Below are 19,138 nucleotides of genomic sequence, written 5' to 3' on the forward strand. Positions count from 1 at the left end.
CGGGCTGAAATGATCGTAATAATTTTCGCGCTGATTGGCGCTGTCTGGGGCGGTTTTACCGCGTATAAACGTCAGGGAAACCGCAAGGACATCGCACAATATGCCGCCGGCTATGCCATGGCCTTTATTATCGTGGGCATGATCCTTACAGTTCTCATCGACCGCATCCTTTCCGGAGCCTGATCGATGTTCCTGCCGTTTTTCGACCAATTGCGCCGCCACAAAGTCCCCGTTTCCATGCGGGAATTTCTGGCGTTTCTAGACGGGATGGCAGCGGGTCTTGCGACCTATGATGTCGATGCCTTCTATTACCTCGCCCGCGTCAGCATGGTCAAAGACGAACGCAACATCGACAAGTTCGACCAGGCCTTTGCCGCAGCGTTTAAAGGCTTGGAAAACATCGACTTGGACGACGTTCTTGAAGCGGTAGATATCCCCAAGGACTGGCTGGAAAAGATGGCTGAGAAGCATCTGACCGCCGAGGAAAAAGCCGAGATCGAAGCGGCAGGCGGTTTCGACAAGCTGATGGAAACCCTGCGCAAACGGCTCGAAGAACAAAAGGGCCGCCATCAGGGGGGCAATAAATGGGTTGGCACCGCAGGCACCTCGCCTTTCGGGGCCTATGGCTACAACCCCGAAGGCGTGCGCGTCGGTCAGGAAGGCTCGCGCCACCAGCGCGCGGTCAAGGTCTGGGACAAGCGCGAATTCAAGAACCTCGACGACACGGTCGAACTGGGCACCCGCAACATCAAGGTCGCCCTGAAACGTCTGCGCCGTTGGGCGCGTGATGGCGCAGCTGATGAACTGGATCTGGGCGGCACCATCCGCGCCACTGCCGAACATGGCTATCTTGACGTGAAAACCCGCCCCGAACGGCGCAACGCTGTCAAAGTATTGCTGTTTCTGGACGTTGGCGGTTCCATGGACCCGCATATCAAAACCGTCGAAGAACTCTTCAGCGCGGCCAAGGCCGAATTCAAACATCTGGAATATTTCTATTTCCACAACTGCCTTTACGAAGGCGTGTGGCGCGACAACCGCCGCCGTTGGGCCGAACAGCAATCCACCCAGGACGTCCTGCGCACCTACGGGCCCGATTACAAATGCATCTTCGTCGGCGACGCCTCCATGTCCCCCTACGAGATCGCCTATGCCGGCGGGGCCAATGAACATTGGAACCCCGAGGCGGGCTCCGTCTGGCTGGGCCGCGCCCAGGAACAGTGGAAAAGCAGCCTCTGGATCAATCCGACCCCCGAAAAATACTGGCCTTACACCCAATCCATCAAAATGGTCCAGGAAATATTCGGTGCCGATGCAATGGTCCCCATGACCCTCGAAGGGCTCAGCCGCGGCATGCGGGCCCTTACCCGCTGACCCATGTGACCCGGCCTTCGCTTCACCCTTTCATAAATACTCATCTGCGCTTGCCCTCGCGCGCAGAGCGCCCATATTGAGTGTATGATACGCGTCATCCCCATCCTGCTTGCGGTGCTCTATGGCCTTGCCATGTACCGCTTTTCCGCCTGGCGCACCGCCAAGGAACTGGACGAGAAATCCACCGAACTGGTTGACCCGGCCCTGGCCGAGATGAGCGCGAAGATGGCCAAGGCCCTCGATCTGCCCCGCATCAAGGTTCATATTTACGAAGTAGCCCCGGTCAATGGTCTGGCCGCCCCCGACGGGCGCATCTTTATCACGCGCGGGTTTTACAACAAATTCAGATCGGGCGAGGTTTCAGCCGAGGAACTGGCCAGTGTGATCGCCCATGAATTGGGTCATGTCGCCCTTGGCCATTCTCGCCGCCGTATGATCGATTTTTCCGGCCAGAACGCCATGCGCGCGGCCCTTGGGATGATTCTGGGGCGTTTGATCCCCGGCATCGGGGTCTGGATTGCCAATATGGTCGCCAGCATGCTGGCCGCGCGCCTGTCGCGGGCCGATGAATACGAGGCCGACGCCTATGCGGCCGCACTTTTGACCAAGGCCGGCATCGGGGTCGCGCCGCAAATATCGCTGTTCAAAAAGCTCGAGGCCCTGACCCAGACCAACCATGGCACCGCGCCGGCCTGGCTGATGAGCCATCCCAAGACCGAAGACCGCATCGCCGAATTGACCCGCCTGCAAAAGCGCTGGACGCCTTAATCAGACGCCCTAGCCAAGCGCCTTGGCCAGCCTCGGCAACCGCGCTTTCTTGAGCAGCGCACGCATCTCCCAAGCTTGCCCCGACAATCGCCGCGCCTGATCCAGCACGGCTTGTGCGACGGGTTCGATCATCGCAGGCTGGGCTGACCAGATCCCGTGCAGGTAACTGTCCGGATCGACCCGCGACAGCCCTTCCTCGGCCAAGGCCCCTCGGGGGAAATCCTTGGCGTTCAACGTCATGATGATGTCTGCATTGCCCGAAATCGCCGATGCCAGCACGTGAATGTCATTCTCGTCCGGCAGATACAGGCGGCGTTCCAGCCCCGGCGTAGGGGTGACCTCTGCCTTAGGCCAAGCCGCGCGCAACAGCGCGATTTCAGCGCGGGCCTGTGCCTCTCCGGTCGGGCCGATCTTGATGGCGGCGCGGGCCCATTCCTCAAGGATACGGGCGGACCACAGCGGGGTAAACGCGCCTGCGCGCGCGGCCCCCACCACGATCTCGCGCATCACAGTGGGGTATAGAACGCAGGCGTCAATCAGAACCCGCACAGTCATTTAGAGGCGGAAAAACAACGACTTGAGGTAGCCCGTTTCGGCCAGCTGTGGCAGTTGCGGGTGGTCTGGTCCGGCAAATCCGGTGTGCAACATCGCGGCACGCCGCCCTGCCCGACCGATCCCGCGGATCGACGAGGTGCGAAATTGCGTCAGGTCCGCTGCATGCGAACAGGAACACAGCGCCAAGATCCCGTTTTCCGCAACCAAGGGTGCTGCAAGACGTGCAAGGCGCTCGTAGGCCCGCAATCCGGCCTCAAGCGCCGGTTTTCCCGGTGCAAAGGCGGGCGGATCACAGATCACCACATCAAATTCGGCACCTTCGGCGCGCAGGGCTGTCAGAACGTCAAAGGCATCGCCCTGACGGGTGGCAAACCGGTCGGCCACATTCATCGCTTCTGCCCCTTTTTGCGCCAGTTCAAGCGCAGGTGCAGACCCGTCAACGGCCAGAACCGAACTGGCCCCGTTTGCCAAAGCAGCAAGGCCAAAGCCCCCCACATGGGCGAAAACATCCAGCACGCGCTTGCCCTTGGACAGGTTGGCGGCGAAAGCATGGTTGGGGCGCTGGTCATAGAAGATGCCGGTTTTCTGACCGCCGGTCAGATCGGCCATATAGATCGCGCCATTCATCGGAACAGGGATCGGCCCCTCGGGTGCCTGCCCTTGCAAGACAAGGCTGACATCGTCCAGACCTTCCAAGGTCCGAGTGCGTCCAGATGCGTTTTTCAGCACGTTCTTGATGCCGGTCACAGCCATCAGGGCCGCCACAAGCGCGTCGATATGGACATCGGCCCATGCCGCGTTGGGTTGGATCACAGCCGTATCGCCAAAACGGTCGATCACGACACCGGGCAAGCCATCGGCTTCGGCGTGGACCAGACGGTAGAATGGCGCATCATAGAGCTGTTCGCGCAATTGCAGCGCCCGCGAGATATGGGCGGCGAACCAATCCACATCAATCACGGCTTCAGCGTTTTGATCCAACATCCGGCAAAAGATTTTCGAGAGCGGGTTCACCGCGACAACACCCATCACCTGACGGGCGGCGTCCTCGAGAATGGCCAGGCTGCCGGGGGCAAGGCCCTTGGTCCGGCGGTCGATGACCATTTCATTGGCGTAAACCCATGGAAACCCGTGACGAATGGCACGGGCATTGGCCTTGGGCAGCAGGCGAACTACTGGCAAGTCAGGGGCGGAGGTCGGGGCGGATGCAAAAGGGGGCGTTGTCATAACGCCCCCTCTAGTCGGTTCTGATGGATTGGGAAAGCTCAGAGTTTGTTCAAAGCCTGAAACATGCCCAGTTTCGCATTTTTGTGACCGCCGGGCCGGGTCAGCTCTTGGCGGACAACTTCGGCAAGGTGGTCGGTGATGCGGACCTTCTGGGTCTGGCCGATGCGCTCTGCCTCGATGGCGACCTGACCGCCAAGACCGTCAAGGTCGGCTTTGACCTCATGCGGCTCTGCCAGCAGCAGACCGGTGCGCATATCGCGCAGGGTGATGCGGAACTTGATCGAATGCACGCCACCGGTGGTGTAGCGGGCTTTTTCCGTAAGTGCATGGAAACGCAGGACTTCGACACCGACGAGGGTCGGGATTTCACCGCTGACGGATTGGGCGGTTTTCTGGATCGCGGCCTCGAAGATCGCTTTGACCTGCGCATGGCGGTCGCCAATGGGGTCGCCGCGCCAAACGATGTCACCGGACGGGTAATAGCGGTTGGCCTCGGATACTTTGAGCGTTTCGGGAACGACCACCTTAATTTCGGAAATCTGCAAGTTTGACATAAACGCCGCTGGCGCTGCCGCTTGCTGTGTTTCCGTCGAGGCAAGACCCGGCGAGATCGGATAGCTGACCGCGTTGCGTGTTGCCGTGTCTGTCACTGCGCAGCCAGATACCAGCGTGCCAAGGGTTAGGACTGCAAAAATCTTAAAAAGTTTCATCATCATCTCCCGCCAATACGTATCGGCTGTTACTATGGTTAGGGAGTGTTTGACCCCGAAATGGGGCAGGTTTGGGGCGGAAATGCACAAGACCTGTGACGATACAAAGGTATTTCTGCACATTTCCGTACGATTTCAGTGTTTGGCTGCAATCTGCGGCCTTAATGTCGGGGGCGGCTTTTCCATCCACCGCGACGGCGAGGTGCGGCCATAGCTTGCAGCCCTTCGCGCATAACGCCGGTCATCGGGTGTTGCGGTTCGGTGATGCCGTACCTGTCCAGCATGACCCGAATCGTGGGGCCGGTGTCTGTATCCAGTGGCAGGCTCAACGCCCAATCCAGAAAGATCGTCCGGCATTCGGATTTGGTGATGCCCTCGATCTGGTAGGCTTCGAAAATCAGGCCTTTGGGGTCCAACGCATCGCCTTTTTTCATGGGGTGTCCTTTTCCGGGCCGCTGTCCGGGTCCTTGGTAAAGTCTTGCAACGCGCCGTCAATGATGGATGCGGCCACATTGTAGGTCTCGGCCAGATGGGTTTCCAACGCTTCGAGACTGTCGCAGTGCAGGCTGCGCGTCAAAAACCCCTTGCCCGCCTGCCCCAACTGGTCGCTGCGCAAAATCTTTGCCGATAAAAGCCGCGTCGCCGATTGCAGCGCCCAGCAGGTGTCATAGGCATCCTTGAGCCGTTGTGCATCCGCAGCACTGATGATCGAGGACGCAGCCGCCGCATCAAGGCCGGCGGTGATCTGGAACGCGGTTTCGCCCCGCAGCAACGCCCCCGCTTGGGCCAGTAATTCGATATCCTGCAACCGTCCCGGCCCGTTCTTTGCGTCCCAGATGCCATCTGCCGCCTTTGCTGCCGCCAGACGCCCCCGCATCTGCGCGACCTCTTCCAAGGTGGCTGACCTGTCGCGCGGCTTGGCCAGCACGTTGCTGCGCAGTGCCACGAAATCATCCGCCAGATCTTTTGGCCCCACGATCACATCGGCACGGGTCAGCGCCAGATGCTCCCAAACCCAAGCCTGGGTCATCTGGTAGCTTTCAAAACTGGCAAGGCTGGTGGCGACCGGCCCCTGATTGCCCGAAGGGCGCAGGCGCATATCCACCTCGTAAAGCCGCCCTTGGGACATGGGGGCGGTCATTGCGGTGATCATCGCCTGGGTCAGACGCGCATAATACAGGCGTGCGGCCAAGGGGCGCTTGCCGTCCGACGCCTCGACATCTGCCGGATCGTAAATCACGATCATGTCCAGATCAGAGGTCGCAGTCAGACGCCGCGCGCCCAGCGACCCCATGCCGACCAACACAGCGCCCCGCCCCGGTGGCGTTCCGTGTTTGCGGGCGAATTCATCCACGACCACCGGCCAAAGCGCCTGCAACACCGCGCGCGCCAGATCGGCATATTGCACCCCCGCCGTGGCCGCATCCGTCAACCCGCGCAGATGGTGCACCCCAACCCTGAAATGCCATTCACGGGCCCAGCGTCGGGTCGCATCCAGCCGCGCCTCGTAATCGCCCTCGGCTTTCAGCGCATCGCTCAAGGCGTCTCGCAGTGCCGCTTCTCCGGGCCAGTCGCTAAAGAAATCACCGCCAATTACCGCATCGAACACCGCCGCATTGCGCGACAGATATTCCGCCAGTTCCGGCGAGGTGCTCACGATGTCGATCAACAGTTCCGACAGCGACGGGTTGATCTTGAGCAGCGAAAACAACTGCACCCCTGCCGGAAGGCGCGACAGGAACCCGTCAAAGGCCAGCAAGGCTTCGGCCGGTTTGTCGGCTTCGGCCAGACGCGCCAGCAACCCGGGTTTGAGTTCGGCAAAAAGATCGGCCCCGCGCGCGTTGCGCAAGGCCGGATAGGTAAACCAGCGGTCCAGAACGGCGCTGTCAAAGACATGGGCCATGCCTTGGGACTGCGCCGCATCGGGTTGCGCGGTGTCCGATCCGGCAAAGAAACCTTCGGTAAGGTGGTGCACTTCGGCCAGACGGCGGTGCAGATCGGTTTCCAGCTCGCCAATGTCGCGGTCCATCATGGCGGCCAGTCTGGCGAACCCGTCTTCGGTGGTCGGCAAGGTATGGGTTTGCGCGTCGCGGATCATCTGGACGCGGTGTTCGACGGTGCGGTGCGCGCGGTAATGATCGGTCAGGGTCTCGGCCACATCCGCCGGAAGCCAGCCTTTTTCCCGCAGCACCGCCAGCCCTTCGCAGGTGCCCCGCACCCGCAGGTCGGCATCACGCCCCCCCGCAATCAACTGACGGGTCTGGGTGAAAAACTCGATCTCGCGGATACCGCCGCGCCCCAGCTTCATGTTGTGACCCGGCAAGGTGATCGGGCCACCCAGACCTTTATGTTCGCGGATCGCAAGGCGCATGTCATGGGCATCCTGAATCGCGGCGAAATCCAGATGGCGCCGCCACACGAACGGGCGCAAGGCGGATAGAAACCGGTTGCCGGCCCCCAGATCACCCGCCGCCGGTCGCGCCTTGATATAGGCAGCGCGTTCCCAGGTGCGGCCCAGGCTCTCGTAATACCGCTCCGCCGCCTCCATCGCCATGCAAACGGGGGTGACTGCCGGGTCAGGGCGCAGCCGCAGATCGGTGCGAAACACATAGCCGTCGCCGGTCAGATCGTTCAACGTCCCGCTCATCGCCCGGGTCGCGCGGACAAAGGCGGTGCGGGCATCGTGAAAATCATCCGTCTCGAAACGGGTTTCATCAAACAGACAGATCAGATCAATGTCCGATGAATAGTTCAGCTCGTGCGCGCCCATCTTGCCCATCGCCAGCACAACCATGCCCGCGCCGGTTTCGGCGTCCTCCGCTGTCATGCCGGGCAGCTTGCCACGCTTGATCTGGGCACGTAAACCCGCGCGAAGGGCCGCCTGACAGGCCGCATCGGCAAAATCCGTCAACGCAGCGGTCACCTGCTCCAGCTCCCAGGCACCCGCCAGATCGGCGAGCCCCGTCATCAACGCGACCCGGCGCTTGCCCTGCCGCAGATGGCTGGCAAGCTGGTCATCAGGCACATCGCCCGCCCCCGCAATCTCGGCCTGCACGGCGGCTGCCGGATCATCAAAGGCGGCTTCGCACCACGCGGCTTCCTTTTGCATCAGGTCCAGCAGATAGGGCGACACGGACCCTGCCCCGGCCACCAAAGCGCCAAGTTCCGGCGCAAGATGTGGCATCGCACGCCGCGCATCATCGGCCTGATCGGCGGTGAAAATGCGTGGAACGCGGGTGATCTGGCTGGCAAAACTGGTCATGCCCCAGCATTCGCTGTTTCGGCGGTTTCGGTCAATGGCTGGTTTTTCCCCATGAAATCAATCGGGTCATGCCCGCGCAGCAAAATAATGTAAAAAAGATTTACATTACCTCTTGCGTAAATCCCCAACAGCCACAATCTACTGTAATGTGAAGGGGATTTACATACACCCGCACAACATCAGGCCCGAGGTATTCAGGGCCACCACACTCTGACCGAAAGGGACGTTCATGACACAGACCTATACCCCCGCCTATGCACCGCAACGCAGCTGGTTGGGCCGCGCCGAAGACTTTCTCGACTCCAAAGGCAAGGCCGCCTGGATCGCAGCAACGGTTGCCGGTTTCATCGTCTTCTGGCCCGCAGGCCTTGCCCTTCTTGCTTATATGATCTGGAGTAAACGCATGTTTAAATCATCCTCCTGTGCCAAGCGCAGCAGCCACCGCCACATGACCACCCGGTCCACCGGCAACGCCGCATTCGACGCCTACAAGGCCGACACATTGGCCCGCCTCGAAGAAGAGCAAACCAATTTCGAGGCCTTCCTGACCCGTCTGCGCGAAGCAAAGGACAAGGCCGAATTCGACCAGTTCATGGCCGAAGGCTCCGACAAAAGCGAAGATGTGCAAAACGCATAATCTTGACCAGCCCCCTTGCCCCCCGACATACGGGGGGCAAACCCGCCATACCGCTGCCCCATAGCGGCACCGCCAATCCGACAAGGACACCGACATGAGCCTGACCCCCGATCCCGACATCCAGCCCGAATTCTACGACGGTGTTGCCGCCAAACGCCTGTTTGCCTGGGTCGTTGATGCGGTCATCATCTTTCTCGCCTGCCTCGTGACCCTGCCCTTTACCGCCTTTAGCGGGGTGTTTTTCTTTCCCCTGATGATCCTCGTCATCGGCTTTGTCTACCGTGTGGCCACCCTGAGCAGCGGATCGGCCACCTGGGGTATGCGCCTGATGGGGATGGAGCTGCGCACAAATGCCGACGAACCTCTGGATGCAGGCACTGCGTTCCTGCACACATTGGGCTATACCATCAGCATCGGCGTGATGCCGCTGCAACTGATTTCCATTGTTCTGATGGGCACAACCGCAAGGTGCCAAGGGCTTAGCGACATGGTGCTCGGCACGGTTGCGCTGAACCGGCGCAAGGAAATCTAGCGCACCGCGAAAGGGGCTTGGCGTCCCGAAACCCTGTTGGTATCCTTTTGTGAACAATATCGGAATAGCATGCGCCATACCCTTCCTATTGCCCCGCAGTTCTATGTGACAGCGCCCCAGCCCTGCCCCTATCTTGAGGGGCGGGTTGAACGCAAACTGTTCACGGCCTTGCAAGGGGAAACCGCAGCGATCCTGAACGACAGCCTGTCCGCCCAAGGGTTCCGGCGCTCGCAAAACGTGCTCTACCGCCCGTCCTGTGCCGATTGCGCCTCTTGCCTGTCGGCGCGGATCAATGTCGCGGATTTCACCCCCAGCAAAAGCCAGAAGCGGATTCTCAAGCGCAATGCGAACCTGACCCGCCGCGCCACGTCGCCCTGGGCCACCGAAGACCAATACGACCTGTTCCGCCGCTACCTTGACAGCCGCCATGCCGATGGCGGGATGGCCGATATGGATGTGTTCGAATTCGCCGCGATGATCGAGGAAACCCCGATCCGCAGCCGCGTCATCCAATATACCGACACCACCACCAAAGAACTCATCGGCGTTTGCCTGACGGATGTTCTGGGTGACGGGGTCAGCATGGTCTATTCCTTCTACACCCCCGACCTGCCGCAAAACGGCCTGGGCAATTATATCATCCTGGATCATATCGACATCGCCCGCACCGCCGGCCTGCCTTACGTCTATCTGGGTTACTGGGTGCCGGGCAGCCAGAAAATGGGCTATAAGGCCAAGTTCTCCGGCCTCGAGGTCTATGTCGGCGGCCAGTGGCAAAAGCTCAAAGACCCGTCCGATTTCAACCCGGACCATCACCCGTTGCACACCGACCCGATCGCCGAACAGGTGGCCAATATCGCCCTGCCCGATCTGTCCCCCAAACGCAGCTGATCCTCCGCCTTCTCTGGCTCTCAAATATCCTCGGGGGAGTTTGAGGGGGCAGACAGCCCCCTCATTTCGATTCCGGGTGCGCGGCTTGAGGTCCGACAAAGGATCACGCCCACACATTACCGAAAACGACAAAGGGCACCCAACCGGGTGCCCTTAGCTTTTTCTTAAACCTGATGTGCCCCGATCAGTTCGGGATCAGATCCGGCACGATCGTGACGATCACAGGGAACATCCACAACAGCCCCAAAGCCCCGACCTGGATCAACACGAACGGAATGATCCCGCGGTAGATATGGCCGGTTGTGACGCTCGCCGGGGCGACCCCGCGCAGATAGAACAACGCAAAGCCGAAGGGCGGTGTCAGGAAGGACGTTTGCAGGTTCACCGCGATCATGATGGTCACCCATTTAGGGTCAAAGGTGCCGCCGTAAATCACCGGCCCGACAATCGGGATCACGATATAGATGATCTCGAGGAAATCGAGAACGAAGCCCAGCACGAACAACACAAGCATCACGATCAGGAACACGGTCAGCTCGTTGTCAAAGCTCTTGAGCCATTGCTGGATGTAATGTTCGCCGCCAAAGGAGATCACCACAAGGTTCAGCAACTGCGACCCGATCAGGATCGTGAACACCATCGACGTGACTTTGGCAGTTTCGCGCACGACCGGGCTAAGAACCCCGGATGTGTACAAAATCCAGCACGAGAACAGCAGCCCGAACACCGCATAGAGATAGGCACCGTAAGCCACAAAGAACGCGACCCAGTTTTCGAACCCGACGTCGTCCTGATTGATGCGCAGGTCAAAGTTCACGCCCACGAGGATAGAGATCAGGATCGCCAGTGTGGACCAGATGATCACCTTGGGTGACCGGTCCAGATCGGTCAGCTTGCGGTAGGCCGCCAGCATGATCGCCCCGCCGGCACCAAGTGCCGCCGCCGGTGTCGGGTTGGTGATACCTCCAAGGATCGACCCCAGAACAGCAACGATCAGAACCAGTGGCGGGAACACCACGCGGATCAATTCATTGCCCGCGCAGAGCTTCAGCGCATAGAGCACCCCGTACATCACGGCAACAAACGGGAGCGCCATCAGCACGACCATTGTCCCCGGCGATGTGGTTGGACCGACCAGCAGGATATCGACCAGCACCGTCAAAACCAGACCGATCCCGCCGATGATCAACGGACGTCTGTCCGATGACGGCGACACGCCGCGTCCTGTCGTCAGCACCAAGCCCAGGAAGATCAGGATGATCGCAACACCGGTACCGATGGGCGCGGCATCGCTGATCTTGTCAGCCTGTTTTTGCGCCAGGGCTTCCTCGGACAGCTTTTCGCTGGCCTGCTGGCCCCCTGCTGCTTCGATTGCGGCCTGTTCGGCGACGGCGGTATCCCACGCTTCTTGACCGTGCAGCTCGATCATCGCGGTCTGACACTCGGGCCCGACATTGGTGCGCAGGCTGGCGCCTTCACCGATATCGCTAAAGCTGGACACGACCGTGGACTGGCTGCCGACGATGCCCATGTTGCCAAGGAAGATCGTGCCGACAATCAGCAAAACCGGTGCGCCGAGGAACCAGGTGAACCCTTCACCGCGGGTGATTGGTTCTGCATTGGTCGACCCCATCGGCACAGCAGGTGCCTTTTCAGGGTTAAACAGCGCATAGACAAAGGCATAAAGCGCATAAAGCAGTGCCAGCAGGATGCCCGGCAGCAAGGCCGCCTGAAACAAGGTCCCAACGGAAACCACCGCCGGTTGACCCAAATAGGTCAAGGCATCGGTACAGCCGGCAGATGTCGCGCGCGCCTCTTGGGCGGCGGAATACAAGTCACCAGCCAATGTGCCCAGCAGAACGATCACGATGGAGGGCGGAATGATCTGCCCCAAAGTGCCCGACGCCGCGATGACGCCCGTGGACAGTTCCGGCGAATAGCCGTTGCGCAGCATTGTCGGCAGCGCAAGCAGGCCCATGGTCACAACAGTTGCACCCACAATACCTGTCGATGCGGCCAGAAACGCGCCCACAACAACGATCGACACGGCCAGACCACCGGGCAGCGGGCCAAAGACGCGCGCCATCGTGGTCAGCAGATCATTCGCAATCTTGGAGCGTTCGAGCGTGATGCCCATCAGAACGAACATCAAAACGGCAAGCAGTGTTTCGATGGACTGGCCTGCCAGAACACGTTCGTTCATGCGGTTCACAATGAACGACACGTTGCGGTTCATCGCCTCTTCCCAACCGGCGGGGAAAACGCTTTCGCCGATACGTGGCAAATCAGGGTATCTGAACTTGGATACCGCATCATTGGGCACGCCGGAATTCACAAGATCACGGTAGGCTTGCGAGGATTGGTCGATCGCCTGATGGATCAACAACCCTGCGCTATCCAGCGCCGCAATGATCGCGAATGAGATAACACCGGCCCCCCCGATGGCAAAAGCCACCGGAAAGCCAGACAAAATGCCGCCAAAGAGACAGACAAAAACGATAATCAGGCCAACTTCGACCCCGTCGAGACCAAAAAGCATCGGACGCCCCTTAAATTAATGTGTGCCCTCATAGGCTTCTTCGCCCTCGCCCAGCGTATCGCGGTCGAGATATTTGTTTTCGCTCTCGGGTCCTTCGCGGAACTCGAGCATGGCGCGATAAAACGTCGAGATGGCTTGCAAAATCACCATGACGCAGAAGGCGCACAGCAGGATTTTGAACAGGAAATAGCCGTTGAACCCGTTTGGCGAGAAGCCGATGGTTTCGACGTTCCATTTCAGCAGGCGCGCTTTGCGCAGCAGCAGATCCAGACGGTCGGATGCAGACGGGTTTGGTGTGACCAGATGGCGCCACAGGAAGAACCAGCCATAGAGCCATGTCACGATCGCGAATGGCAGCATGAAGCACAGCGCGCCGAACATGTCGATCACCCGCTTGGTGCGGTATTTCGCCCCCGCATAGAACAGGTCAACGCGGACGTGACCGCCCTGAACGAATGTGTAGCTCACACAAAGGCAGACGACCAAGGCATTGAAAAGCTTTAGCTCTTCGGCAAACCAGCTGATGTCGAACTGAAGCGGAATACCAAAACCGACCGAAATATCGGGGCGGGTGAAAATCCGCTGCATGAAAACGATGATGATCTGTTGCAGCACCATCAACAGGCCGGCCCATGCGAAAAAGCGGCCCACCGTATTCGCGAAGCCTTCAAGGCCGCGCACGCAGCCCCACATGAAACCTTTGCTCCAGATCCCGAAACCGGTGACGATGACCAGCCCGATGAAAAGCACGAAAAACAGCTCGACCGATGCACCGTAATAGATGAACCGCATCAGCGATTCACTGTTTGACCAGTTCAGCCACATGCCCGGATTAAGCAAAGCGGCGAAAAAGTTGTAAAATGCCTCAAGGATGTTGCCGAGAACGAAGTTGACCAGATTGCCGTCCTGGAACTTGTCCAGACAGCTTATCTTGGCACCTTCTGCCGCGCGGAAAAATCCAGCGCATACCACATCGTCTGCCATGTAAGTCCCCCCTTCGCCTGCCCCGGTTAAGATAGGGCTTTATGCGAAATTCTGTGTTGCCCCCGGGGTGAAAACCCAAGGTCGTGGTGTGCGTCAGGGGCCGCACGATGGCGGCCCCTGACAAAGTGATCGAAAGGCTTAGCTTTGACCCAGAACGCGCTGACGCTGGTTCACATAATACGCGTCAGACTTGGACAGCCATTCTGCAGAGGACTGCAAGGATGTCTCGAAGCTGTTGCGGATGTCTGCGAACAGGCTGTCGCCCATGTTTTCGTCCATGACTTCTTTGGACGCGGCACCGAATGCATCCCAAACATCGTCTGGGAACTGCATGGTTTTAACACCTTGCTGCTGCAGACGTGCCAGTGCGGCACCGTTGTTTGCCAGCGTTTCGGCCAGACCTGTGTGCGTTGTCGCCATGCAGGAATATTCGATGATCTTTTGCTGGGCTGGTGTCAGGTCGTTGAAGACATCCAGGTTAACGGATGCTGTCAAACCGGAGCCTGGCTCGTGGAAGCCGGCTGTGTAGTAGATCTTGGCGACTTCCTGGAAGCCGGCGCGTTCATCCGCGAATGGGCCAACCCACTCAAGACCGTCCAGCGCGCCCGAGGACAACGCCTGATACAGTTCGCCGCCGGGGATGTTCTGAACGGAAGCGCCCAGTTTACCCAGAACCTTGCCACCAAGGCCCGGCATACGGAATTTCAGACCGTTGAAGTCTGCGGCAGAGTTGATTTCCTTGCGGAACCAGCCACCGGACTGCGAACCGGAGTTACCGGCAAGGAACATCTTCATGTTGAAGATTTCACCGATCTGGTTGTGCAGTTCATGACCGCCACCGTGCAGGTACCAGTTTGTCAGTTCTTGCGCTGTGCCACCGAATGGAACGGCGGTGAAATACGCCAGACCTGGGTGCTGACCGATAAAGTAGTAGTCAGCCGCGTGGTACATGTCGGCCTGACCGGAGGATACCGCGTCAAACACTTCGAAGGCACCAACCAGTTCGCCCGGTGCTTTCTTTTCGATGGTCAAGGTGCCGTCAGACATCTCGTTAACCATGTTGTTCAGGTAGGTTGCCGCGTCATCGAGAACGGCAAAGCCACGGGGCCAGGATGTGACCATTGTCAGTGTACGCTTGCCTTGGGCGTAAAGCGGTGCGGCCAGCGTGGATGCGGCGGCAGCTGTGCCGCCAAGTGCGGATGTCTTCAGAAATGAACGACGGTCCATAAGGATACTCCTCCCGAGTATAGGATGCCCGCGCAATTGACGTACGCGCGGGTCGTTTCAAGTGTTAGCAATCTAACCGATCCCCCCGGGTTTGAAATACCAATTAGTGCGTAGAGACCCGCCCCGAGCGCAAGATAATGACCCGTTTGACGCCCAAAAATTAGGCACACCGGGCTTCGTGGCCACGATTGAGCCACGGTTACCCCCTGAACTTATCCTTTGATTCGGCACTGATTCCCGTTACGAGAATCACATGCGTCGCCTGTTTTCCCGCCTTGCCCCGACCTATGCCCAAAAGCTGACACTGCTTGCTGCCGTGCCACTGGTGCTGGCCGTGGCAGGGATCGCGATTGTTGTGGCGCTTCAGGCCAAAGCGCTGGCGGACCGCGAGATCAACACGTTGGAAAACCAGCTGATCGCCGCCAAAAAGGTCGAACTGCGCAACTATGTCACCCAGGCCCGCAACGGGTTCTATTTTGTCTACGGCTCTGCATCGCCGCAGGACGACGCTGCCAAGGCGCAGGTCACGCAAATCCTGTCTGCAATGATCTATGGCGACGAGGGGCAGTTCTTTGTCTATGACTTTGACGGCACCGCCCTTGTCAGCCCCCGCGAAACCGACCGGATCAACCGGAATTTCAGCGGTGAAACCGACAGCAGTGGGACCCCTGTGGTGAACGAACTGATCCGCATTGCCCGCGATGGCGGTGGTTATCACACCTATCTGTGGCCCAAACCGTCGACCGGGGTCGAAGCGCAGATGATCACCTATGTCACCTCCTTTCCCAGTTGGCGGTGGGCGGTGGGCACGGGTGTGTTTATCGACGATATTCTGTCCAGCGTCGCCTCGGCGCGCGCAGATGTGTTGGCCCGCGTGCAACGGACGTTCCTTTATATCGGGGCGATTACGCTGGCGGCGCTGTTTCTTGTGTTCGGGACAGGCATGTTGGTGAACCTGCGCGAACGGCGTCTGGCCGATGCCAAGCTCAAGAAACTGACCCAACGGGTGTTTGACGCCCAGGAAGAAGAACGCGGCCGCGTGGCGCGCGAATTGCACGACGGGATCAGCCAGATATTGGTCGGGGTGCGCTATGCGCTTGAAAACGCCCGCCGCCGTCTGGACCGCGGCGACCGCCGTGCCGCCGACCCCTTGGGCAAAGGCATCGACAGTCTGGGTCAGGCCATTTCAGAGGTGCGCCGCATCAGCCGCGATTTGCGCCCCGGTGTGCTGGACGATCTGGGCTTGGGCCCGGCCCTGAAAACACTGGTCGACGAATTCTCGGCGCGGACGGGGATTGCGTGCCAATTCAACACGGTCGTGTTCCGCAACCGTCTGGACAATGACGCCAAGATCGCCCTGTACCGCATCGCCCAAGAAGCTTTGACCAATATCGAACGTCACGCTGGCGCATCAAAGGTCATCGTCGACCTGCGCGGCCACCGTCAGGGTGCCACCCTCGAAATCAGCGACAACGGGCGCGGCATCTATGGCGGGATACAAAGCTCCGGTGGTCTTGGTCTGCGCAATATGCAAGAACGGATGGACCAATTGGGCGGCACCTTGTCACTGGTGGCGGCGCAAGGGGGTGGCACGCGGATCAAGGCAACTGTTCCACTGACCCATCTGTTGCCGCCTGAATCCAGCCTGACGACCCCTGCCCCGAATTCTTAGGAAACCACACAATGACAAACCCTGTCAAAGTCATGATCGTTGACGATCACCCCATGGTCGCCGAAGGCATCCAATCCATTCTGGAAAGCTATGACGACATTCAGGTCGTGGGATGCCTGTCCAATGGCCGCGCCGCGATCGACCAATTCGAGGCCCTGGACCCCGATGTGATCTTGATGGATTTGAACATGCCCGATGTGGGCGGGCTGTCGGCGACCGAAATCGTGCTGGAACGCCGCCCCGACATGCGCATCGTTATTTTGTCGATGCATGATAACCCCGAATATATTTCATCGGCGCTTAGTCACGGGGCCATGGGCTATATCCTCAAGGACGTGCCAACCGATGAAATCAAGCTGGCCATTGATCAGGTGATGGAGGGTCAGCGGTATCTGTGCACGGGTGCCCAAGGCTCGCTTGAGCCAAAGGACACCGCCCGCGAGGCCCTGACCGAACGCGAACAAACGATCCTGCTGGAGCTGGCGCAAGGCAGGGCCAACAAGGAAGTCGCCGCGATCCTCGATATCTCGGTGCGCACGGTCGAAACCCACCGCAAGAACATCAAACGCAAACTCGGCATTTCCTCGACCGCCGGTTTGACGCGCTACGCGATGGAGCACGGCGTGCTGCAAGGAACCGGTGTGCGCATCTGAAATCACCTGATTCACCGACCTAATTTTGCAAAGCTTCAAATAAATTGAACCCCGCGCAATAAATGCAAAGATTTTTTGCCCGGTGCGACACTTTTTCATCAAATTGGCCATTGACGCCCCTTTTCCCCGCTCATAATGTCCCCAAACGTAAAGAGGAGCCTTTGGCCATGACATTTCTAGTCGTCATTGTAGGACACACGCGCATGGGCCGGTAACGGCAGACCATAATCGTCACCATGCGCCCCCGCCAAAACCGGGGGCTTTTTTATGCGCCACGACAAAATTGAAACCTGACCCACAAGACCCGAAACACCACCCTACGGAGCACCAAGATGACACGTAAAATGACCGGAGCGAAAATGATCGTCCAAGCCCTGATCGATCAGGGCGTCGATACCGTATTTGGCTATCCCGGCGGCGCTGTCCTACCGATTTATGACGAGGTGTTTCAGCAAAACAGCATCAAGCATGTTTTGGTACGCCATGAACAAGGGGCCGTTCACGCCGCCGAAGGCTATGCCCGTTCAACCGGTAAACCCGGCGTTGTTCTGGTGACATCCGGGCCAGGTGCCACCAATGCGGTGACCGGTTTGACCGATGCCTTGCTGGATTCGATCCCGCTGGTTGTTTTGACCGGTCAGGTGCCGACCTTCATGATCGGGTCTGATGCCTTCCAAGAGGCCGACACCGTTGGCATCACGCGTCCTTGCACGAAACATAACTGGCTGGTCAAAGACACCGACAAGCTGGCCGGCGTTTTGCACGAAGCCTTCCATGTTGCCACCTCTGGCCGTCCCGGCCCGGTTCTGGTCGACATCCCCAAGGACGTGCAGTTCGCCACAGGCCAATACGAGCCCAAGAAACCGTCGGTTTCCCATTACCAGCCGCCCGTAAAAGGCGACATGACAGCGATCACCGAACTGGTCGCCGCGATGGAAACCGCGAAACGCCCGGTATTTTACACCGGCGGCGGCGTCATCAACTCTGGCCCTGCGGCATCGCAATTGCTGCGCGAACTGGTCGAGGCAACAGGCTTCCCGATCACCTCCACCCTCATGGGTTTGGGCTGCTATCCTGCGTCCGGCGACAAATGGTTGGGGATGCTGGGGATGCACGGCCTTTACGAGGCCAACATGGCGATGCACGATTGCGATCTGATGATCAACATCGGGGCACGGTTTGACGACCGGATCACCGGCGTTGTCGATCTATTCAGCCCGAAATCGACCAAGGCGCATATCGACATTGATCCGTCCTCCATCAACAAGATCATCCGCGTCGATATTCCGATCGTGGGCGACGTCGGCCATGTATTGGAAGACATGTTGAAGGTCTGGAAATCCCGTGGCCGCAAAACCAACAGCGAAGCGGTGGCCAAATGGTGGAAGAAGATCAACGAATGGCGCAGCATTGACTGCCTGAAATTCGAACAAAACGGCAAGGTCATCAAGCCGCAATACGCGTTGGCCCGGCTTGAGGCACTGACCAAGAAATACGACCGCTATATCACCACCGAAGTAGGCCAGCACCAGATGTGGGCCGCACAATATCTCGGGTTCGAAGATCCGAACCGCTGGATGACCTCGGGCGGGCTTGGCACCATGGGCTATGGCTTCCCTGCCTCCATCGGGGTGCAGATGGCGCATAAGGACGCGTTGGTCATCAACGTGGCCGGTGAAGCGTCATGGCTGATGAACATGCAGGAAATGGGTACGGCGATGCAGTATAACCTGCCCGTCAAACAGTTCATCCTGAACAACGAACGTCTGGGTATGGTGCGTCAGTGGCAGGAATTGCTGCATGGCGAGCGCTATTCGCAAAGCTGGTCGGAATCCCTGCCCGATTTCGTGAAACTGGCCGAAGCGTTCGGGGCCAAGGGGATCCTGTGTTCCGATCCCGATGATCTGGATGACGCGATCATGGAAATGATCACCTATGACGGGCCGGTCATCTTTGATTGCCTGGTTGAAAAGCACGAGAACTGTTTCCCGATGATCCCGTCAGGCAAAGCGCATAACGACATGATGCTGGCCGGTGTGGATACGCAAGGTGTGATTGACGCAAAAGGGTCGGTCTTGGTGTAACGCGTTTTCTTTAAAAGAAAACG

At 59.0% G+C, this 19,138-nt stretch carries 17 protein-coding genes; 9 read left to right on the forward strand and 8 right to left on the reverse strand.

Annotated elements, in window-relative coordinates; genetic code table 11:
• Nucleotides 1–9: 9 nt before the first annotated feature.
• The 3 genes from HGT1_RS10770 to HGT1_RS10780 all read left to right on the forward strand — a co-directional run bounded on the left by HGT1_RS10770 (nucleotide 10) and on the right by HGT1_RS10780 (nucleotide 2,142).
• A complete protein-coding gene (locus HGT1_RS10770; protein ID WP_176249946.1) occupies nucleotides 10–183 on the forward strand; it encodes an apolipoprotein acyltransferase in 174 nt (57 codons plus the stop codon).
• Between the two features lie 3 nt (nucleotides 184–186).
• Nucleotides 187–1,374, forward strand: coding sequence for a VWA domain-containing protein (locus HGT1_RS10775; protein ID WP_176249947.1), 1,188 nt, complete (start codon nucleotides 187–189; stop codon nucleotides 1,372–1,374).
• Between the two features lie 84 nt (nucleotides 1,375–1,458).
• Nucleotides 1,459–2,142 carry a M48 family metalloprotease gene (locus HGT1_RS10780; protein WP_176249948.1) on the forward strand — a complete coding sequence of 228 codons (684 nt, stop codon included), beginning with the start codon at nucleotides 1,459–1,461 and terminating at the stop codon, nucleotides 2,140–2,142.
• A gap of 9 nt (nucleotides 2,143–2,151) precedes the next feature.
• On the opposite strand, the gene HGT1_RS10785 is transcribed toward HGT1_RS10780, so the two are convergent.
• The 5 genes from HGT1_RS10785 to HGT1_RS10805 form a co-directional block, all read right to left on the reverse strand.
• Complete coding sequence (locus HGT1_RS10785; protein WP_176249949.1) at nucleotides 2,152–2,697, reverse strand: RSP_2648 family PIN domain-containing protein; 546 nt, start codon at nucleotides 2,695–2,697, stop codon at nucleotides 2,152–2,154.
• Nucleotides 2,698–3,924 carry an RSP_2647 family RNA methyltransferase gene (locus HGT1_RS10790; RefSeq protein WP_176249950.1) on the reverse strand — a complete coding sequence of 409 codons (1,227 nt, stop codon included), beginning with the start codon at nucleotides 3,922–3,924 and terminating at the stop codon, nucleotides 2,698–2,700. It lies immediately after the preceding gene.
• A gap of 38 nt (nucleotides 3,925–3,962) precedes the next feature.
• Nucleotides 3,963–4,634 carry a DUF6778 family protein gene (locus HGT1_RS10795; protein WP_176249951.1) on the reverse strand — a complete coding sequence of 224 codons (672 nt, stop codon included), beginning with the start codon at nucleotides 4,632–4,634 and terminating at the stop codon, nucleotides 3,963–3,965.
• 161 nt (nucleotides 4,635–4,795) lie between these two features.
• Nucleotides 4,796–5,068, reverse strand: coding sequence for a hypothetical protein (locus HGT1_RS10800; RefSeq protein ID WP_176249952.1), 273 nt, complete (start codon nucleotides 5,066–5,068; stop codon nucleotides 4,796–4,798).
• Nucleotides 5,065–7,896 carry a bifunctional [glutamine synthetase] adenylyltransferase/[glutamine synthetase]-adenylyl-L-tyrosine phosphorylase gene (locus HGT1_RS10805; RefSeq protein WP_176249953.1) on the reverse strand — a complete coding sequence of 944 codons (2,832 nt, stop codon included), beginning with the start codon at nucleotides 7,894–7,896 and terminating at the stop codon, nucleotides 5,065–5,067. Before HGT1_RS10805 ends, HGT1_RS10800 begins: the two co-directional genes overlap by 4 nt.
• A 229-nt stretch (nucleotides 7,897–8,125) precedes the next feature.
• Here HGT1_RS10805 and HGT1_RS10810 point away from each other — a divergent pair, with 229 nt between their 5' ends.
• From HGT1_RS10810 to HGT1_RS10820, 3 genes are all read left to right on the forward strand, one after another.
• On the forward strand, nucleotides 8,126–8,533 hold the full coding sequence (locus HGT1_RS10810) for a DUF2852 domain-containing protein (RefSeq protein WP_176249954.1): 408 nt from the start codon (nucleotides 8,126–8,128) through the stop codon (nucleotides 8,531–8,533).
• A gap of 94 nt (nucleotides 8,534–8,627) precedes the next feature.
• Entirely contained in the window at nucleotides 8,628–9,065 is a 438-nt protein-coding gene (locus tag HGT1_RS10815; protein WP_176249955.1) for an RDD family protein, read from the forward strand.
• Nucleotides 9,066–9,134: 69 nt separating this feature from the next.
• Nucleotides 9,135–9,956 (forward strand): arginyltransferase, encoded by an 822-nt coding sequence (locus tag HGT1_RS10820; RefSeq protein WP_176249956.1) that lies wholly within the window; start codon nucleotides 9,135–9,137, stop codon nucleotides 9,954–9,956.
• A 184-nt stretch (nucleotides 9,957–10,140) separates the two neighbouring features.
• On the opposite strand, the gene HGT1_RS10825 is transcribed toward HGT1_RS10820, so the two are convergent.
• The 3 genes from HGT1_RS10825 to HGT1_RS10835 all read right to left on the reverse strand — a co-directional run bounded on the left by HGT1_RS10825 (nucleotide 10,141) and on the right by HGT1_RS10835 (nucleotide 14,706).
• Nucleotides 10,141–12,495 (reverse strand): TRAP transporter large permease subunit, encoded by a 2,355-nt coding sequence (locus HGT1_RS10825; RefSeq protein ID WP_176249957.1) that lies wholly within the window; start codon nucleotides 12,493–12,495, stop codon nucleotides 10,141–10,143.
• Nucleotides 12,496–12,510: 15 nt separating this feature from the next.
• Entirely contained in the window at nucleotides 12,511–13,479 is a 969-nt protein-coding gene (locus HGT1_RS10830; RefSeq protein ID WP_176249958.1) for a TRAP transporter small permease subunit, read from the reverse strand.
• Nucleotides 13,480–13,617: 138 nt separating this feature from the next.
• On the reverse strand, nucleotides 13,618–14,706 hold the full coding sequence (locus HGT1_RS10835) for a TRAP transporter substrate-binding protein (protein WP_176249959.1): 1,089 nt from the start codon (nucleotides 14,704–14,706) through the stop codon (nucleotides 13,618–13,620).
• Nucleotides 14,707–14,959: 253 nt separating this feature from the next.
• On the opposite strand from HGT1_RS10835, the gene HGT1_RS10840 reads away from it, so the two are divergent.
• The 3 genes from HGT1_RS10840 to HGT1_RS10850 all read left to right on the forward strand — a co-directional run bounded on the left by HGT1_RS10840 (nucleotide 14,960) and on the right by HGT1_RS10850 (nucleotide 19,115).
• Nucleotides 14,960–16,378 (forward strand): cache domain-containing protein, encoded by a 1,419-nt coding sequence (locus HGT1_RS10840; RefSeq protein WP_176249960.1) that lies wholly within the window; start codon nucleotides 14,960–14,962, stop codon nucleotides 16,376–16,378.
• Nucleotides 16,379–16,389: 11 nt separating this feature from the next.
• Nucleotides 16,390–17,031: a response regulator transcription factor gene (locus HGT1_RS10845; protein ID WP_176249961.1), complete on the forward strand. Its 642-nt coding sequence runs from the start codon at nucleotides 16,390–16,392 to the stop codon at nucleotides 17,029–17,031.
• A 332-nt stretch (nucleotides 17,032–17,363) separates the two neighbouring features.
• Nucleotides 17,364–19,115 (forward strand): acetolactate synthase 3 large subunit, encoded by a 1,752-nt coding sequence (locus HGT1_RS10850; RefSeq protein WP_176249962.1) that lies wholly within the window; start codon nucleotides 17,364–17,366, stop codon nucleotides 19,113–19,115.
• Nucleotides 19,116–19,138: the final 23 nt, after the last annotated feature.

The sequence above is a fragment of the Sulfitobacter sp. HGT1 genome (assembly GCF_013282155.1).
Lineage (GTDB): Bacteria > Pseudomonadota > Alphaproteobacteria > Rhodobacterales > Rhodobacteraceae > Sulfitobacter.